Here is an 18,167-nt window from a genome sequence, read left to right as displayed (position 1 = left end):
TGACAGCTCTCCTGTGATCTCAGGCGACGCCTGCCCGCAGCAGATCGAGCAAATGCACGATGCCGATCGGGCGGCCCTCGTCGACGACGAAGAGCACGTTGATCTTCTTGCCTTCCATCTCGCGCATGGCGGCGGCGAGAAGCGCATCCGCCGCAACGGTCTTCGGCGTGCGCGTCATCACGTCCTCGACCTTCTTGTCTATGAGACGGTCGGCCATATGGCGGCGGATATCGCCGTCGGTGATGATGCCGACGAGTTTGCCCGCGTCATCGACGATGCCCACCGTCCCGAACCCCTTTTCGGTGATGGTCAGGATCGCATCGCCCATGCCGGAGCCGAGACGGCATAAGGGCAGGCTCGCCCCGCCATGCATGATTTCGGCGACCTGGCGCAATTGCGCCCCGATCTGCCCGCCCGGATGAAAGACCTTGAAGTCCTGCGCTCCGAACGAGCGCGCCTCCAGGAGCGCCATGGCGATCGCATCGCCCACGGCAAGCTGAATGAGCGTCGACGTCGTCGGCGCGAGCCCGTGCGGACAGGCCTCCGTCACCTTCGGCAGAACGATCGGGATCGAGGCCGCCTTCGCAAGCGTCGAATGTCCGCCCGAGGTGAGCGCGATCAAAGGAACGGAGAAGCGTTCGGAATAAGCGAGAAGGCTCGCGAATTCCGTGGTCTCTCCCGACCAGGAGAGGCCCAGGATCGCATCTTCGCGCGTGATCATGCCGAGATCGCCGTGGCTTGCCTCGGTCGGATGCACGAAATAGGCCGGCGTTCCGGTCGAGGCGAGCGTCGCCGCGATCTTGCGACCGATATGGCCGCTCTTGCCGATGCCGGCCACCATGACACGGCCTTTGAGAGACAAGATCAAACGCACGGCGCTTTCGATCTGGTCGCCGAGCGGCCCCTCGGAAATCTGGTTCTGCACCTCGCCGAGACCTGCGGCAGCGATCTCGATCGTCTTCTTGATCGAGGCATCGAGCGCGTCGTGGGAGGTGGCTGCGAGCTTCAACATAGGTACTCCGCCGATCCTTTTCGTCGCTCTATTGCGCGGCATTGAGCGGGTCAATGGCAAGGGTGTGCAGAGCGGCCCTGCAGACCGCGGCAACCACCGCCCATCGAGGCTACCTCAACTGCCATTCGATAAGCATCCCGGTTGAAAGGTTTCGCGTGATCCACCCTGTTGCGGGCCATCCCTTTCGTCCCCGCAGCAACGTCCGGTACCGCTTGCGACATCAGCCCGGACGAAAACCCGTCTCCGACGAAAATTGGATTGCGGAGGCCGCCCAAGGGCGTATGCAGGGCCCTTTCACCAGCCGCGTTCCATGACCACACCCGCCGACAAGCGCATTCCCGTCGATTTCGCCGAGCCGAGTTTCGCCGAATTGTTCACGCCGAAGCTCATCACCGTTCTGCGTGAAGGTTACGGGCTGACGGCGTTCAAGAGCGACCTCGTCGCCGGCCTCACGGTTGCGATCGTCGCCCTGCCGCTCTCGATGGCGATTGCGATCGCCTGCGGCGTCACCCCGGACCGCGGACTCTATACGGCGATCGTCGGCGGCTTCCTCATTTCGATGCTCGGCGGCAGCCGCTTTCAGATCGGCGGCCCGGCCGGGGCCTTCATCGTTCTCGTCGCAACCACCGTGCAGCGGCACGGCATCGACGGGCTCCTCCTCGCCACGCTCATTTCCGGCATCTTTCTCGTCATCGCCGGTTTTCTGCGCCTTGGCACCTACATCAAATTCATTCCCTACCCGGTCACGGTCGGGTTCACGGCTGGCATCGGCATCATCATCTTCACGAGCCAGCTGAAGGATTTCCTGGGTCTCACCCTCTCCGGTCCGGAGCCCGGGCCGATCCTCGACAAGCTCGAAGTGCTCGCAGCCGCGGTACCGACGGCAAGCCCCGCAGCCCTCCTTCTCGCGGTCGTGACGGTGGCCATCATCGTTCTGGCGAAGCGCTGGCGGCCCGGCTGGCCCGGAATGCTCATGGCGGTGGTCATCGCATCGCTTCTGGCACTCGCCCTCGGCCTTCCCGTCGAGACGATCGGCAGCCGCTTCGGCGGCATTCCGCGCACGCTTCCGATGCCGGCCCTGCCCTCGCTGTCGCTTGAGAAAATCCAGGCCGTGCTGCCGAGCGCGCTTGCCTTCGCGCTTCTCGGAGCGATCGAATCCCTTCTTTCCGCGGTCGTCGCCGATGGCATGACCGGGCGCCGCCACCGCTCCAATTGCGAGCTGGCCGCGCAGGGCACGGCCAATATCTTCGCAGCCCTCTTCGGCGGCGTACCGGCGACCGGCACGATCGCCCGCACGGCCACCAATGTCCGCGCCGGCGCGCGCGGTCCGATCGCCGGCATGGCGCATTCGGTCTTTTTGCTTCTCTTCATGCTGCTGGCCGCCCCGCTCGCGGCCTATATTCCGCTGCCAGCCCTTGCCGGTGTGCTCGTCGTCGTCGCTTGGAACATGATCGAGAAGCACGCTTTCGCGGCCTTGATCAGATCCTCCCGGGGCGACGCCCTCGTTCTGCTGGCGACGTTTCTTCTCACCGTCTTCCGCGATCTCACCGAAGGCATCGTGGTCGGCTTCGCGCTCGGCGCCATGCTGTTCATCAACCGCATGGCCAAGACGATCACGGTGGAATATCAGACGCCGCTCATCGATCCGGATGTGGCGGACAGCTCTCGCGAACGCGTTCCCTACGATCCGAGCCTCGTCACCGATCCCGACATCGTCGTCTACCGCATCTCGGGCGCCTTCTTCTTCGGCGCGGCATCGACCGTTGGCGCCGTCCTCGACCGCATCGCCGATCAGCGCAAGGCGCTCATCCTCGATTTTTCGGCCGTGCCCGTGCTCGATTCGACAGCCGCCAACACCATTGCCGGCGCAGCACGCAAAGCGCATCAGGCAGGCGTCGAACTCTTCATCACGGGCACCTCTCCGGCAATCCGGCGCACACTTTTCACCCACGGCGTTCGACCGCCGCAGACACGCTTCGGTCGCACACCCGAAAGCGCCGTTCGCCACCTGCAAGCACGAAGCGCCGACAGCACCAAAGATGCCGGCGAGACAGCGGGAAGCGATCCCCGGTCATAGAGCGGCACAGCCGGCTTCATACTTCGTTTACCTTGAAGCGCACGAGTTTTGATCACTCCAGCTTCAGGCAACGTTCCCGCAAGAACACGTTGCCTGCAAAACTCCATCCTTCCGGATCGTGCCCTTCATGCCCGCCCTTTCACGATCAGACGACTATGCCGAGCGCAGCGACCGCGAAGACGCCGAACTGGCTTTGAGCGTCCTCGACAACATTCCCTGCGCGCTCGCGGTCTTCGACCGTGGCGGTCGACTGACGATGACCAATCACGCCTTCGACAGAAGCTTTCCGCACAATTGTGAAAGGATCCGCCTCGAAGCCTCTGCTCTCCTCGCATCGGGCGAAAGCCGCTCCTTCGAGGCCGACGATGGCCGCACTTTTGTTTTGGAGCGCAAGTCGCTTCCCGATGGCTGGCTCGTCATCGCTCAGGATACGTCGGAACGTATGGCGGAGATCGCCAAAGCGGCCAAAGTCGCTCGGACCGACCCGATCACGGGCCTCGGAAACGGTCTTGCCATGCGCGAAGCTCTCACGGCCGAGCTGTCATCGAGCGCGGTAGCATCGGGTGAGCAGAACTTTGGCACGGCCGCCGTCATCGCCATCGATCTGGAACGCTTCAAGGCGATCAACGAATCCCTGGGCCAGTCTTTCGGCGATGCGCTCCTCAGCCTGTTGGCGCAGCGCCTCCAATCGGCGCTCGGCGAGGATGACCTTGCCGCCCGGCTCGGAGGTGACGAGTTCGTGGTGCTGCAGCGAAAGGTGGCGCAACCGGCCTCGGCCCACAGACTGGCCAAGCGTCTGGTCGATCTCCTCGGTCGCTCCTATCTCATCAACGGACATCTGATCGACATCGACGTCAGCATCGGCATCGCGCTTCTGCCAGCCGACGGCAGCTCCGCCGACGACGTTCTGAAAAACGCCCACCTTGCCCTGCGCCGCAGTCGCACCACGGGAAGCCGGAGCTATTGCTTCTTCGAGCCGGAGATGGATCGGCAGATGAAAGCCCGCCGCGAGCTGGAGACCGACCTGCGCCGCGCGCTCGGCCTGCGTCAGTTCTCGCTCGTTTATCAGCCGCAGCGCGATCTCGCCTCGGGCCGCACCAGCGGTTTCGAGGCTCTCTTACGCTGGAACCACCCGACGCGTGGCCCCGTATCGCCATCGGAATTCATCCCGATCGCCGAGGAATTGCGGCTGATCGTCCCCATCGGGGAATGGGTCCTGCGCACAGCCTGCCACGAAGCCGCCGGCTGGCAGGAGCCGCTCACCGTCGCCGTCAATGTCTCGGCCATCCAGATCGGCATGCCCAATTTTGCCGATACCCTCAAACAAGCCCTTCATTCCTCGGGGCTTCCCGCCAGCCGCCTGGAGCTGGAAATCACCGAAAGCGCCCTCATCGCCGACCATCCGGCGGCTTTGGAAACCCTGCATCTCGCCCGCAAGATGGGCGTGCGCGTCTCCATGGATGATTTCGGCACGGGGTATTCGTCCCTGTCCTATCTGCGCAGTTTTCCGTTCGACAAGATCAAGATCGACCAGTCTTTCGTCCGCGCCGACCCACACGACTCGAACTGCACCGCAATCGTCAGCGCAATTGCAGCGCTCGGGCGAAGCCTCGGCATGATGACTCTTGCAGAAGGTGTGGAATCGCAGGAACAATGGCGGCGGATCATGGCCTCCGGTTGCACGGCGGCGCAGGGTTTCCTCGTCAGCTATCCGCTGCCTCCCGAGAGCATCGGAGATTTCCTGGCGGAGGAAGCAAAGCGAAACTGCACCATGCGGGCCGATCGACCTGAAGGAAGCGCCGGTTGAGCTGAATGCGAATGACCCCAGACACTCGGGACCTTTATCGTCTCGTCTATTACAGCCGCAATCGCATTGAAGGCCCCGACGATGTCGTGAGCCGAGAAATCGCGGCGATTCTGGAGATCTCGCAACTCAACAACACCGCAGACGAGATCACGGGAGCCCTGATCTTCAACTCCGGAATTTTTGCGCAGGTGCTGGAAGGGCGAAGAGACGTCCTGGAACAGGGGTTCGAACGCATCCAGCGCGATCCTCGCCACAGTGAAGTGCACGTGCTCTTCTTCTTTCCCGTGCCCGAACGCGCCTTTCCGAACTGGTCGATGGCTTTTATCGGCCGGTCTCGCAGAGGTCAGAACCTCTTTGCACATCTCGGGGACAAGACCGGCTTTGAGGAAGCGCGTTTGCAGGGCGAGCGGCTCTTCTCCATCATGCGCGAAATCGCGATCGACGAGGAACTGATCGAGGCCTGACGCCGCCAGACGTCTCGAAAAGACAAGCGAACCCGCCTTCCATGCATGTCACCGACCATCGCCTGAGAGACCGCCTCGGCCTCAAATGGCCGATCATTCAGGCGCCGATGGCCGGCGTCTCCACGCCGGCGATGGCGGCGGCCGTCTCGAATGCTGGAGGCCTCGGTTCGCTCGGCATCGGCGCGACCGACACGGATACGGCACGGACGATGATCGCCGAAACCCGCGCCGCCACCCGCGCACCCTTCAACGTCAACGTCTTCTGCCACCGGCCTGCACGAGCCGATCCGGCGCGCGAAAGCGCCTGGCTCGACCGTCTGCGACCGGAATTCAGCCGCTTCGGCGCCGAACCGCCGCAGGCGCTGCGCGAGGTCTATCGGAGCTTTGCCGCAAATCCCGACCTTCTCGCCATGCTCGTGGAGGAGCGCCCCGCGGTCGTCAGTTTTCATTTCGGCCTGCCCCCGGCGGAGTTCATCGCCGCGCTGAAAGGCGCCGGCATCGTGCTCTTCGCCTCCGCCACCTCTCTGCCGGAGGCGCAATCCGCCGTGGACGCCGGCATCGACGTGATCGTGGCCCAGGGCTACGAGGCGGGCGGCCATCGCGGCATCTTCGATGCGGACGGTGCAGACGAATGCCTGCCGACATCCGTCCTCACGCGCCTGCTTGCCGAGAGGCTCGATATTCCCGTCGTGGCGGCGGGCGGCATCATGGACGGGGCGGGCATCCGCGCGGTCCTGGATCTGGGCGCCGCGGCGGCTCAGCTCGGCACCGCCTTCATCGCCTGCCCGGAATCATCCGCCGACGCGGCCTATCGCGCAGCGCTTCTGAGCGACAAGGCTCATCACACCGTCATGACACGTGCCATTTCGGGCCGCCCCGCGCGCTCCATGGCGAACGGCTTCACGACGCTTGGCGAGAGCGTCGCGCCCGGCGAGATCCCCGATTATCCGATCGCCTACGACGCCGGAAAGGCGCTCAATGCCGCCGCCAAGAAAGCCGGAGAGACGGGGTTCGGCCCACATTGGGCCGGCCAGGGCGCGCCGCTTGCCCGCGCTCTCCCGGTCTCCGACTTGATGGCCGACTTCATCCGCGACCTGGACGGCTGAGCGCGAGAGCCTCGCCAAGGCGCCTCGCAGGCGCGATCGGCGTCACGGATACGCGCGGGTCTTGAAATAGCCCGCAATGCCCCACTCTACTCAAAGACTTGTCGCCCCGCCGATTCCCTTTCGCGTCCTCTCCTCAAGGCGCGGCCAAGGCCGAACCGATCATGCCGCAGCGCCCCCGCCCGTTCCGATTTCCCCGCCTGGCGGGGTGGCCGCCCTCGGCGCAATGGCTGACGCTCCTCGCCATCTCTCTTCTCCTTGCGGTCGGCCTGGAGAGCCTCGATCTTGCCGCCGGTGTTTTGATGGGGGCGATGGCCGGCGCCATTCTCCTGGCCGCCGCCGGGGCCGATCTCGCCGTGCCGCGCACGGCCTTCTACCTCGCGCAAGGCGCCATCGGATGCCTGATCGCCACCAGCATCACGCCCCCGCTTCTGCGCGAGATGCTCTTCAACTGGCCAGTCTTTCTCATAACCCTCATTGCCGTCGTTGGTGCGAGCGTCGCGCTCGGTGCGGCGTTGACATGGTTCCGGATCCTTCCCGGCACCACGGCGATCTGGGGCGCCTTTCCAGGAGCCGCGACAGCCATGGTGCTGATGGCCGATGCCTATGGCGCCGATTCCCGCCTCGTCGCCTTCATGCAATATCTGCGGGTCGTCTGCGTCGTGGTCGTGGCGTCTCTGGTGGCGGAAATCTGGGTGCCGCAGGCGGCTGAAGCTGCGCTTGCGGGAAAAGTCTGGTTCCCGGCAATCCACTGGCTGGCTTTTGGCGAAACCCTCGCCCTGGCTGTCGTCAGCGCGGGCCTCGCGCTCGCCTTCAACATTCCCGCGGGCGGCCTCATCCTGTCGATGCTCTTCGGCGTCCTCCTGCAGGATTTCGGCCTTCTTCAGATCGAGCTGCCACCCTGGCTTCTTGCCATCAGCTATTTTCTCGTCGGCTGGGGGATCGGCCTGCGCTTTACGCGGCCTCTTCTGCTCTATGCGCTGCGCGCCCTTCCCTGGCTGATCGCGGCCATCGTGGCACTCATCACGCTGTGCGGGCTCTTCGCTCTTGTGCTGTCCTTGGCGACCGGCATCGATCCCCTGACGGCCTATCTCGCCACCAGCCCGGGCGGCGCCGATTCCGTCGCCATCATCGCGGCCTCGACCGACGTCGACATGCCCTTCGTCATGGCCATGCAGATCGCCCGCTTCATCGCGGTCTTGCTGGTCGGCCCAAGTCTCGCGCGGCTGATCGCCGAGCGCATCGACAAAAGAGGAAAGACGGCACCGCCTGTGGCCTAAAAAGGAAGGCCGCGGAGATTGCTCTCCGCGGCCAAAGGGCTCTTCGGGGGGCGTGAAGAGCCTTATCGGGCTGAAATCTTCGGCCTGCTCCATCGATCGATCAGGCATTCGGGTCTTAGCCTGGCTCGCCTTCCTGAAGCTTGCACATTTTAACTGTTCTTATGAACCCAGATCGCCATAATGTCCAATGCTTAATCCAAGAACGCCGATTAGATTTCCCTATCGATGATCACCCTTCGCCAACTGCGCTATCTGCAAGCCCTTTCAGAGACGGAACACTTCGGCCGAGCCGCCGGGCGCGTCGGCGTCACGCAGCCGGCGCTGTCGGCGCAGATCCGCGAGCTCGAAGAACAGCTCGGCCTCGACCTCGTCGAAAGACTGTCCTCCGGCGCGCGTCTGACGGGCTTCGGGAAGGAGGTCGTGGAGCGTGCCGCTTCGGTCCTCGCAGAGGTGCGCGCCATCGAGGGCTTGTCTGAGCGCTATCGCGGTCCGCTCTCGGGTGAGATGCGCCTCGGCATCATCCCGTCGGTCGGTCCTTATCTTCTGCCGCGCCTTCTCCCCTTCATGAAAGAGAACCTGCCGGAGCTGAAGCTCCGCCTGCGCGAGACGATCACCGAAACCTTGATGCGCGAGCTTCTCGACGACCGGCTCGACTGCATCATCATCAGCCTTCCGACCGGCGAGCCGCGGCTCGAAGCAGCGCCCCTCTTCAACGATCCCTTCTATCTCGCCGTCGCCGCCGACAGCCCTCTCGGTAGAAAGCAGGCCGCCGATATGGCCGCGCTCGAAGATGTGGAGATGATCCTGCTCGAGGAAGGCCATTGCCTGCGCGATCAGATCCTCTCCTTCTGCCGCATTCCGCCGGACACGGAGCAGCTCAGCGTCACCAATCTCGCGACCATCATCGAACTCGTCGAAACGGGCGGTGGCGTGTCGCTGTTGCCCGCCCTCTTCACCTCGTCGAACGGGCTCGAGAGCCGCCGCGTTCGCCTTCTTCCCTTCGCCGAGCCGGCACCGAAGCGCCAGATCGGATTGGCCTGGCGCGCAAGCCATCCGGGCGCGGCACAGTTTCGCGAGCTTGCGGCACAGATCGCCGGATGGCATGCGGACTTAAGCGCAAGCGCCGCTTCGGCCACCGGTTGAGCGGAACGCGCGGCAAGGGTATAGAGCCGCTTCCTTTCTCCTTTTCGAACCCCGCAAGGACATGCACCGATGGCGCTAGAACGCACCTTTTCGATCATCAAACCCGATGCCACCGCCCGCAACCTCACAGGCGCGATCAACGCCATGATCGAGGCCGCCGGCCTCAGGATCGTCGCTCAGAAGCGCGTGAAGATGACCCGCGAGCAGGCCGAGACCTTCTACGCCGTGCACAAGGAACGCCCGTTCTTCGGCGAGCTCGTCGATTTCATGATCTCCGGCCCGGTCGTCGTCCAGGTTCTGGAGGGCGAAGGCGCGATCGCCAAATACCGTGAGGTCATGGGCGCCACCAATCCGGAGAACGCCGCCGAAGGCACCATCCGCAAGGCGCATGCGCAATCCGTCGGTGAGAACTCCGTGCACGGCTCCGACGCGCCGGAGACGGCCGCCGTCGAGATCGCACAGTTCTTCGCCGGCAACGAGATCGTCGGCTGACGCCAGACGGCTCTCCAGACATGTAAAGGGCGAGGCCGCGGCCGCGGCCTCGCCCTTTTTTGTTTGCGGCCGGAGCGCGCGAGGGCGCTCCCCCTCTTCTCCCCGTTGGGGAGAAGGTGGCGCCGAAGGCGCCGGATGAGGGGTCTGTCCATCAAGCGTACGGGTCTTGGGCTCTCTCACCCCTCACCCGCCGCTTTGCGGCGACCTCTCCCCAGGGGGGAGAGGAATGGAGCCGGCCGACAGGATCACCCATCAGATACGGTCGCCCTGCCCGTTGAGAGAGGCTCGGCAAGCCCCCGCGAAGAGGCATAGCAACCCCGGAAATCGGCCTCAGCGGTAGTCTAAGCGCCCTTTGCGAGCGCCTGCTCCAGATCGGCGATGATGTCCTCGACATCCTCGATGCCGACGGAAATCCGCACCGTATCGGAGCCGGCACCCGCAGCGCGAAGCTGCTCTTCGGTGAGCTGGCTATGCGTGGTCGAGGCCGGATGGATGATGAGCGAGCGCGTATCGCCGATATTGGCGAGATGCGAGAAAAGCTTCACGCTTTCGACGAGCTTCACGCCCGCATCGTAGCCGCCTTCGAGCCCAAAGGTGAGGACGGCACCCGCCCCTTTCGGCGCGTATTTCTTCTGCAGATTGTGATAACGGTCGCCCGGCAGGCCGGCATAGGAGACCCACGACACCTCCGGCCGTCCCGACAGCCATTCGGCCACCTTGAGCGCGTTGTCGCAATGGCGCTGCATCCTGAGCGGCAGCGTCTCGATGCCGGTCAAAATCATAAAAGCGTTGAACGGCGACAGAGCCGGTCCGAGATCTCTGAGGCCGAGCACGCGGCAGGCGATGGCGAAGGCGAAATTGCCGAACGTCTCGTGCAGGACGAGGCCGTGATATTCCGGCCGCGGTTCCGACAGCATCGGATAGCGGCCTTCGCGCGACCAGTTGAAGGAGCCGGCATCGACGATCACGCCGCCCATGGAATTGCCGTGGCCGCCCATGAACTTCGTCAGCGAATGCACGACGATGTCGGCACCGTGTTCGATCGGCCGGCAGAGATACGGGCTCGCCAGCGTGTTATCGACGACGAGCGGGACGCCTGCCCGTTTGGCGATCGCCGAGATCGCCGCAATATCGGTGACGACGCCGCCCGGATTGGCGATCGATTCGATGAAGATCGCCTTGGTGCGGGGCGTGATCGCCTCTTCGAAGCTCTGCAGATTGTCGGTGTCGGCCCATTTCACCTTCCAGCCGAAATTCTGGAAGGAAAAGCCGAACTGATTGATGGAGCCGCCGTAGAGCTTCTTCGCCGCGACGATCTCGTCGCCCGGCTGCATCAGAGTGTGCATGACGAGCATCTGCGCCGCATGGCCGGACGCGACGGCAAGCGCGGCCGTGCCGCCCTCGAGTGCTGCGACGCGCTCCTCCAGCACCGCCGTCGTCGGGTTCATGATGCGGGTGTAGATGTTGCCGAAGGCTTTTAGCCCAAAGAGATTGGCAGCCTGCTCGGCGTCATCGAAGACATAGGAGGTCGTCTGGTAGATCGGCGTCGTACGCGCATGCGTGGTGGGATCCGGCTGCGCTCCGGCGTGAATGGAGAGTGTGTGGAAGCCGGGCGTGCGGTCTTCGGACATGATCTTCCCCGTTTCGTTCTCGTTGATTGCGGTCGGCCGATTTAGCGGCAAGCGGGGCGCGGAGCAAAGGACGGATTTTCTGTAAGAGGCTGCCGCGGAGAGGAAATGTTGCTAAGTCTGCCGAAATTGGGGGCTTGGGAGCAAAAGATGACCGTCAGCATCCGTCGTGCCGAGGAAACCGACACCGAGACGCTTCTCCCGCTCTTCCTGGAAATGCAGCATCATTACGAGGGGGCGGCGGCCATCGACGCCGAGACGGCGCGCCCACGCCTTCTGGCCGCGCTGAAGCCCCAGCCGGGCCGGGCCATCCTCGGCGCCTTCGAGGACGAGGCGCTCGGCCTTGCCTGTCTCTACGAGCTCTTTCCCGGCCCGGACATGCATCCGGCCTGGCTGTTGAAGGAACTCTACGTCGCGGCTTCAGCGCGCGGACGGCGCATCGGCGAGGCTTTGCTGCGTGAAGCCGCCCGCCTCGCTCTGGCGGAAGGCGGGGCCCGGCTCGACCTGACGACGGCCGGCGACAACGAGGCGGCACAACGCTTCTATGCACGCGTCGGCATGACTCCGATCGCGAAGGTCTATTATCGCTCGGAAGGCGCCGCCCTTCTCGACCTTGCCGAAGACCGCGGCTGATCACCCCATAAGAAGGGGTTCAGCCGAGAAGGCGCGGCCATTCGATCTTCGGGCACCGATCCATCACGACCTTGATGCCGGCCGCTTCGGCGCGCGCGGCAGCCTCGTCGTCGCGCACCCCGAGCTGCATCCAGATCACCTTCGGCAGCGGCTGAAGCTTGAGGATCTCGTCGACGACACCGCCGACTGCCTCTGAGCGGCGGAAGACATCGACCATGTCGATCGCCACGGGCACATCGGCGAGCGAGGGCAGAAACGCCCGCCCTTCGATCGTCTCGTCCGGCTCGCCGGGATTGATCGGATAGACCTCGTAGCCCTGACGGATCAGGAATTGACTGACGCCGTAGCTCGGCCGAAGCGTCCTCGGCGAAGCGCCGACGACGGCGATCGTCTTCGTGTCCGTGAGGATGGAGCGGATGAAATCGTCGGAATAGGAAAGCTGGCTCATGCCTCTCCATCTGTTCCGTCCGGAGCCGACGGCAAGCCCGACCTCACCCCCGACGCGACTTTGCCGGCGCGACACGGCGCGTTTCGCCGGAGCTCGAACACGCCTTTCACCAGTATCATCGCCACGCTGGCGCATAGCCGCCGCCGTGACCTACTCTGGTCCTCAAAGAAAGACCGAGGGGGAGGAAGGATGAGCTTTGCGCCAGTGATGAATGAAGCGGAGGTCGAAGCATTCCTCGAGAAAGAGTTCCCGCAGATCCATCTGCATGGACGCGCCTTTACTGTGACCAAAATCGCCCCGGGCGAAGCCGTGATGCGCCTCGATGCATCCGAGGCTCACCTCCGACCGGGCGGCACAGTGTCCGGGCCGACACTTTTTTCACTCGCAGATCTCGCCGCCTATGCCGCGATTCTTGCCCATATCGGTCCGGTCGCGCTCGCCGTCACCACCAACCTTTCGATCAATTTCCTGCGTATGCCAACGCCCGGTACGCTCCTTGGCACTTGCCGGATTCTGAAGCTCGGCAAACGACTTGCCGTGACCGAGATCGCAATCGCCCCACCCGACGACGACGCTCTTGTCGCACATGCCACCGCCACCTATTCGATTCCTCCGGATCGCACTTAGGGTATTATAATACCACCTCCGCAAGCTTCTGATTTTTGGGCTTTTTCTCCAGTAGCGCTTGACAATGACGGGCCTCTCCGCCTATCTGCCGCGCGATCGGGCGCCAGCCATCGGCTCACCGGCCGGCTGAGGTCGCCCTTACCTCATTGCTGAGGTTCCCCGAAAGAGGACGAAGATGAAAACCTATTCCGCAAAAGCGGCGGACATCGAGAAGAAGTGGATCGTCATTGACGGCGACGGCCTGGTCGTCGGTCGTCTGGCGACCATCGTCGCGATGCATCTCCGCGGCAAGCACAAGCCGAGCTACACGCCGCATATGGACGACGGCGACAATGTCGTGGTGATCAACGCCGACAAGGTCGTTTTCACCGGCAAGAAGCTCGACCAGAAGAAGTACTATTGGCACACGGGTTATCCGGGCGGCATCAAGGAGCGCACCGCGCGCAAATTGATCGAAGGTCGTTTCCCGGAACGCGTCGTGGAGAAGGCCGTGGAGCGCATGCTTCCGAGCGGCCCGCTCGGGCGCCAGCAGCTGAAGAATCTGAGGGTCTATGCAGGGCCGGAGCATCCCCATGCCGCCCAGCAGCCGGAGACGCTCGACGTCGCCACCCTCTCCAAGAAAAATGTGAGGGTTTTCTAAATGGCTGAAACGCTTCAAGACCTCTCGGAGCTCAGCGGTACCGAGGCTGCGGCCCAGCCGGAGGCTCCCGTCCATGTCCAGAAGCTGGACGAATTCGGCCGCGCCTATGCCACCGGCAAGCGCAAGGACGCCGTCGCTCGCGTCTGGGTGAAGCCGGGTTCCGGCCGCATCACCGTCAACGACAAGGACTACACGGATTACTTCGGTCGTCCGGTGCTGCAGATGATCATCGAGCAGCCGATCCTCGTCGCCGACCGCAACGGCCAGTACGACATCATGGCGACCGTCTCCGGCGGCGGCCTGTCGGGCCAGGCGGGCGCACTGCGTCACGGCATCTCCAAGGCGCTCACGTATTATGAGCCGGAGCTGCGCGCCATTCTGAAGAAGGTCGGCTTCCTCACCCGCGACTCCCGCGTGGTCGAGCGCAAGAAGTACGGCCGCGCCAAGGCACGTCGTTCGTTCCAGTTCTCCAAGCGCTGAACGGCGTTTCTCTTTTGGGTTCTCAAGGGGCGGGTCTTCGGACCCGCCCTTTTTGTTGTGAAGACTTCCCCTCGCCTGTTATTCACCGATGGAGCAGGTTCAGGGGGCGAACCGGTGAGCGCAGAAACCCAGATGAAGCTTCAGGCGAAGCGCTTCAACGAGCACGTGAAACTGTTTTCGTCGACCGTGAATGCGATCGGCCTCGTCATTTTCGGTGGCGGACTGATCCAGCCTCTAATAGCGCGCGACCCAAGCCCTACCATTCGCTGGTCCTGGATCGCGCTGAGCATTATCTTGCACATGGTCGCGCAAAGCGTGATCCGGCTGATGCGCGCGGAGGAAGGAAGTGTCTGATCTCCCGCTCTGGCCGCCGATTGCGGCCGTCATTTTTGGGTTTGTTGGCCTGTTCGTCTTCTGGGTCTGGGGCCGCAGGCTTGACCGGCATGAGGCAGAGCTGCGCCATCGCCAAGGGCCCGCCGAATAGCCGGACATTCCCCCCGGCTGGCGTCTAGACCGACCGTCTGATTCTGGTTTCATCCATCTTGGCGGCCCCGCCGCTGGTCTCCGGGGGCCACACCTGCTAGAGGCGAGCCATGTCTGAAAAGCCTGCAATCGACCACGCCTTCCGCGCCACTGAATTGAAGGGCGGCGCTGCCGATCCGACCTATGCCGGCGCCTTGTCCTTCATGCGACGGAAGTATTCGCGCGACCTCACCAACGTCGACGTCGCCATCCTCGGCATTCCGCTCGACGTGACGGTCACCAACCGCCCCGGCGCCCGTTTCGGCCCGCAGGCGATCCGCCGCGCTTCGGCGATCTTCGATGGCGATCCGCAATATCCGTGGGGCATCGATATTTTCGAAAATCTCGCCGTCGTCGATTACGGCGATGTCGACCTGCCGCTGCATCATCCGGAGAAGCTGACGGCCGCAATCGAGGCGGAGATCGAGACGATCCTCTCCGCCGGCGCACATCTCTTCACCCTCGGCGGCGACCATTATTCTACCTGGCCGCTCCTGAAAGCGCATGCCAGACGCCACGGGCCGCTCGCCCTCGTCCAGTTCGACGCCCATCAGGACACCTGGGACGATGACGGCTCGAAACTCTCGCATGGCTCCTTCGTGCTGCGCGCCGTGCGCGAAGGCATCATCGATCCCGAGAAATCGATCCAGATCGGCATCCGCACACATGCGCCGGAGACATGCGGCATCGAGATCATCTCCGCCTATGACTGGCAGCGCATGCATGCCGACGAGACGGCGGAGCGCATTGCCGAACGCGTCGGCGACCATCCGGCCTATCTCACCTTCGACATCGACTGCCTCGACCCGGCCTTTGCGCCGGGCACCGGCACACCGGTCTCCGGCGGACCGAGCTCCGCCCAGGCCCTGATGACGCTTGCCGGCCTCAGAGGCGTGAATTTTGTCGGAGGTGACGTCGTGGAGGTTTCACCGCCCTACGATCACGCTGACATCACGGCGATCGCCGCCTCCACGGTCGCACAGCATTATCTCGGCTTGCTGGCATTGAAGCGTGCCGGGCGCTGAGCGCCCGGAACCTCAAAACCTGATCGACAGACAGGACAGCCCGCCGTCGAGAAGCTGCGCCTGGCTCATCTTCGTGGTGCGCACATCGTAGCCCGAGCGGCGCAGCAGCTCTTCGGTGCGCGGATAACCGGCAGCAAGAAGCACGATGTCGTTGACGCGGATGGCATTGGCCGCCGCTTCCTCGCCTTCCGGCAGCGTCAGAACGCGAAAATCTGAAAACGTCTCCTTGAGCGGCTCGACCGCCAGGATCGTCTCCTCGTCGAGAAGCGCACAGCCGGTCTTCAAATGCAGAAGCCCCTCCGGCATGTCGACGCCGACGAGCTCATAGCCCCAGCCGGACACGATTGCGCCCATCGCATCGAGCCCTTCTTTGTCGGTGCGCTTCGACAGGCCCGCAAAGATCTTGGGCCCGGTGACGAGGATGTCGCCGCCGTCCACATGGCCGTTTTCAAGCGGCGTCACCGGCACGAACTTCTGAAGCGCCTCGCGCACCGTGTCCGGCTCGCCGGCACGGCTCGGCGCCGCCATCCTGAAGAGAATGGCGCCTTCCGGCAGCACCATCGCCGGATCCTCGATGAAGACGGAATCCGGCCAGTCGGAAAGCGCCGGCAGGAGATGCGTCTCAACACCCGCACTCTCGAGAATGGCCCGATAGGCGGCATGTTCCAGATGAAAAAGCTCAAGGCTCGGATCGCCGCGGTCGACTGCACGCAGACCGCAAACGACGCTTGCCGCGGGCTCGCGCAGGAGCGCACGAGAAAAACGGTAAGCTGGGAAAGGATCATTGGACATGCAACGGCGGTAGCCGCCGCTCATGCGCATTGCAAGCGCCAAGAGCGCGCGTGATTCGAAGCGCTTGCCTTCCGCCCGGCTGAGCCTCTATGCCCTCGCCATGCTGCAGCTTTCAAACATCACGCTCCGCATTGCCGGGCGCACCCTCATCGACAAGGCAAGCCTCAACCTTCCCGCGGGCTCGAAGGTGGGCTTCGTCGGCAAGAATGGCGCCGGCAAGACCACGCTGTTTCGTGCCATCGCCGGCGACATCGCCCCCGACGAGGGCGAAATCATCCTGCCAAAGCGCGCCCGCATCGGCCGCGTGCTGCAGGAAGCTCCGGGCGGCCCGGAGACGCTGATCGAGACCGTGCTTGCCGCCGACGAAGAGCGCAGCCGGCTTCTGGCCGAGACCGAGACCGCCAAGGAAGGCGGACGCATCGGCGAGATCCATACCCGCCTTGCCGAAATCGGCGCCCATGAGGCGGAGGCCCGCGCAGCCCGCATCCTGAAAGGTCTCGGCTTCGACGAAGAGGCGCAGAACCGTCCCTGCTCGGAATTTTCCGGCGGCTGGCGCATGCGCGTCGCCCTCGCCGCGGTTCTGTTCACCGAGCCCGATCTTCTCCTCCTCGACGAACCGACGAACTATCTCGATCTTGAAGGCTCGTTGTGGCTGGAGCGCTACATCGCCCGCTACCGGCATTCGGCGATCCTGATTTCGCACGACCGCGATCTCCTGAACAACGCCGTGCGCATGATCGTGCATCTGTCGGAGCAAAAGCTCACCACCTATTCCGGCGGCTATGACAGCTTTGAGCGTCAGCGCGCCGAGCGGCAGGCCCTGCAGGCCAAGCTCAAGGACAAGCAGGAAGCGCAGCGCAAGCACATGGAGGCTTTCGTCGACCGCTTCCGTGCCAAGGCGTCGAAAGCGCGCCAGGCCCAGTCGCGCCTGAAGGCCCTCGCCAAGCTGCAGCCGGTCTCCACGATCGCCGACGAGACGGTCCTACCCTTCCGCTTCCCGGATCCGGAAAAGCGTGCCGCCCCACCGATCCTGCAGCTCGAAGGCGTTTCGGTCGGCTACGAGCCGGGCCATCCGATCCTGACGGACCTCAATCTCAGGATCGACGACGATGATCGCATCGCCCTCCTTGGAGCCAACGGCAATGGCAAATCGACCTTTGCCAAGTTGATTTCCGGCCAGCTCGAGGCCGAGACCGGAATCTTCAAGCGCTCCAACAAGCTCAAGATCGGCTTTTTCGCGCAGCACCAGCTCGACGAACTCATCCCCGGCCAGTCGGCGGTGGAGCACATCCGCGCCCGCCTCCCCGATCTTTCGGAGCCGCAGCTCCGCGCCCGTGTCGCGCAGATGGGGCTCGCCACGCAGAAGATGGACACCAAGGCGAAGGACCTCTCCGGCGGTGAAAAGGCGCGCCTGTTGATGGGCCTCGCCACTCTGGGCAAGCCGCATCTCCTCATCCTCGACGAACCGACGAACCATCTCGACGTCGACAGCCGCGAGGCGCTCATCCACGCCCTCAACGATTATTCCGGCGCCGTCATCCTGATCAGCCACGACCGCCATCTGATCGAAGCTTCTGTCGACAGGCTCTGGCTGACATCGAAAGGCACCGTCGCCCCTTATGACGGCGACATCGAAGACTATCGCCGCGAAGTGCTCGAGGGTCCGGCAAAGAAACCGGCAGCGGAGAAGGCCCCCGCAGCGCCGGCAGCCGGCCGCCAGAAGCAGGCAGACAAACGCCGTGCCTCGGCACCGTTGCGCCAGAAGCTCAAGGAATGCGAACGGCTGATCGACGTCTTCACCAACGAGATCGAAGCCCTGGACGAGGAACTCGCATCACCCGCGCTGCATCGCGCCATGCCCGAAAAGGCCGCGACACTCGCCAAGAAGCGCGGTGAAAAGGCGGCCATGCTGGAACGCCTGGAAGAGCGCTGGATCGAGCTTGGTGCCATGCTGGAGGAGCTCGGCCGCGAACCTGACGCAGCCTAAGCCACCG

At 63.9% G+C, this 18,167-nt stretch carries 18 protein-coding genes; 14 read left to right on the top strand and 4 right to left on the bottom strand.

Translation table 11 applies throughout. The annotated features are described in order from the left end of the window. Window positions 1-19: 19 nt before the first annotated feature. A complete protein-coding gene (locus tag BLP76_RS06955; RefSeq protein WP_092810948.1) occupies window positions 20-1,012 on the bottom strand; it encodes a KpsF/GutQ family sugar-phosphate isomerase in 993 nt (330 codons plus the stop codon). Window positions 1,013-1,322: 310 nt separating this feature from the next. Between BLP76_RS06955 and BLP76_RS06950 the strand changes: the two genes are divergently transcribed. From BLP76_RS06950 to ndk, 7 genes are all read left to right on the top strand, one after another. Beyond that, window positions 1,323-3,089 carry a SulP family inorganic anion transporter gene (locus BLP76_RS06950; protein WP_092810946.1) on the top strand — a complete coding sequence of 589 codons (1,767 nt, stop codon included), beginning with the start codon at window positions 1,323-1,325 and terminating at the stop codon, window positions 3,087-3,089. A gap of 127 nt (window positions 3,090-3,216) precedes the next feature. Next, window positions 3,217-4,896 (top strand): putative bifunctional diguanylate cyclase/phosphodiesterase, encoded by a 1,680-nt coding sequence (locus BLP76_RS06945; protein WP_092810944.1) that lies wholly within the window; start codon window positions 3,217-3,219, stop codon window positions 4,894-4,896. Window positions 4,897-4,907: 11 nt separating this feature from the next. Continuing rightward, a complete protein-coding gene (locus BLP76_RS06940; protein WP_092810942.1) occupies window positions 4,908-5,360 on the top strand; it encodes a BLUF domain-containing protein in 453 nt (150 codons plus the stop codon). 41 nt (window positions 5,361-5,401) lie between these two features. After that, on the top strand, window positions 5,402-6,466 hold the full coding sequence (locus BLP76_RS06935; protein WP_092810940.1) for an NAD(P)H-dependent flavin oxidoreductase: 1,065 nt from the start codon (window positions 5,402-5,404) through the stop codon (window positions 6,464-6,466). A 161-nt stretch (window positions 6,467-6,627) separates the two neighbouring features. Continuing rightward, a complete protein-coding gene (locus BLP76_RS06930) occupies window positions 6,628-7,743 on the top strand; it encodes an AbrB family transcriptional regulator (protein WP_092810938.1) in 1,116 nt (371 codons plus the stop codon). A 225-nt stretch (window positions 7,744-7,968) separates the two neighbouring features. After that, on the top strand, window positions 7,969-8,886 hold the full coding sequence (locus BLP76_RS06925; protein ID WP_092810936.1) for a hydrogen peroxide-inducible genes activator: 918 nt from the start codon (window positions 7,969-7,971) through the stop codon (window positions 8,884-8,886). Window positions 8,887-8,955: 69 nt separating this feature from the next. Beyond that, the gene (gene ndk / locus BLP76_RS06920; protein WP_092810934.1) at window positions 8,956-9,378 is read left to right on the top strand and encodes a nucleoside-diphosphate kinase; all 423 of its coding nucleotides are present in this window, start codon (window positions 8,956-8,958) and stop codon (window positions 9,376-9,378) included. 341 nt (window positions 9,379-9,719) lie between these two features. Here the strand turns inward: ndk and BLP76_RS06915 are convergent, their stop codons facing one another. Continuing rightward, window positions 9,720-11,009, bottom strand: a complete 1,290-nt coding sequence (locus BLP76_RS06915; protein ID WP_092810932.1) for an O-acetylhomoserine aminocarboxypropyltransferase — start codon at window positions 11,007-11,009, stop codon at window positions 9,720-9,722. A 147-nt stretch (window positions 11,010-11,156) separates the two neighbouring features. On the opposite strand from BLP76_RS06915, the gene BLP76_RS06910 reads away from it, so the two are divergent. After that, entirely contained in the window at window positions 11,157-11,639 is a 483-nt protein-coding gene (locus tag BLP76_RS06910) for a GNAT family N-acetyltransferase (RefSeq protein WP_170130480.1), read from the top strand. 19 nt (window positions 11,640-11,658) lie between these two features. Here the strand turns inward: BLP76_RS06910 and BLP76_RS06905 are convergent, their stop codons facing one another. After that, entirely contained in the window at window positions 11,659-12,087 is a 429-nt protein-coding gene (locus BLP76_RS06905) for a CoA-binding protein (RefSeq protein ID WP_092810928.1), read from the bottom strand. Window positions 12,088-12,276: 189 nt separating this feature from the next. Between BLP76_RS06905 and BLP76_RS06900 the strand changes: the two genes are divergently transcribed. The 5 genes from BLP76_RS06900 to speB all read left to right on the top strand — a co-directional run bounded on the left by BLP76_RS06900 (window position 12,277) and on the right by speB (window position 15,381). After that, the gene (locus tag BLP76_RS06900; RefSeq protein WP_092810926.1) at window positions 12,277-12,714 is read left to right on the top strand and encodes a PaaI family thioesterase; all 438 of its coding nucleotides are present in this window, start codon (window positions 12,277-12,279) and stop codon (window positions 12,712-12,714) included. A 175-nt stretch (window positions 12,715-12,889) separates the two neighbouring features. Then, window positions 12,890-13,354 carry a 50S ribosomal protein L13 gene (gene rplM / locus BLP76_RS06895; RefSeq protein ID WP_092810924.1) on the top strand — a complete coding sequence of 155 codons (465 nt, stop codon included), beginning with the start codon at window positions 12,890-12,892 and terminating at the stop codon, window positions 13,352-13,354. Beyond that, on the top strand, window positions 13,355-13,834 hold the full coding sequence (gene rpsI, locus BLP76_RS06890) for a 30S ribosomal protein S9 (protein WP_092810922.1): 480 nt from the start codon (window positions 13,355-13,357) through the stop codon (window positions 13,832-13,834). Between the two features lie 114 nt (window positions 13,835-13,948). Further along, window positions 13,949-14,188: a hypothetical protein gene (locus BLP76_RS06885; RefSeq protein WP_139163715.1), complete on the top strand. Its 240-nt coding sequence runs from the start codon at window positions 13,949-13,951 to the stop codon at window positions 14,186-14,188. Window positions 14,189-14,427: 239 nt separating this feature from the next. Continuing rightward, entirely contained in the window at window positions 14,428-15,381 is a 954-nt protein-coding gene (gene speB, locus BLP76_RS06880; protein WP_092810918.1) for an agmatinase, read from the top strand. 12 nt (window positions 15,382-15,393) lie between these two features. On the opposite strand, the gene BLP76_RS06875 is transcribed toward speB, so the two are convergent. Then, on the bottom strand, window positions 15,394-16,173 hold the full coding sequence (locus BLP76_RS06875; RefSeq protein ID WP_092811370.1) for a dimethylarginine dimethylaminohydrolase family protein: 780 nt from the start codon (window positions 16,171-16,173) through the stop codon (window positions 15,394-15,396). Between the two features lie 100 nt (window positions 16,174-16,273). Here BLP76_RS06875 and BLP76_RS06870 point away from each other — a divergent pair, with 100 nt between their 5' ends. Continuing rightward, window positions 16,274-18,160: an ABC-F family ATP-binding cassette domain-containing protein gene (locus BLP76_RS06870; protein WP_092811367.1), complete on the top strand. Its 1,887-nt coding sequence runs from the start codon at window positions 16,274-16,276 to the stop codon at window positions 18,158-18,160. The last annotated feature ends 7 nt before the right edge of the window (window positions 18,161-18,167 follow it).

Source organism: Afifella marina DSM 2698, from assembly GCF_900102695.1.
GTDB classification, from domain to species: domain Bacteria; phylum Pseudomonadota; class Alphaproteobacteria; order Rhizobiales; family Afifellaceae; genus Afifella; species Afifella marina.
The sequence above is the reverse complement of the archived record's forward strand: the minus strand, read 5'-3'. Positions and strand labels throughout refer to the sequence as shown.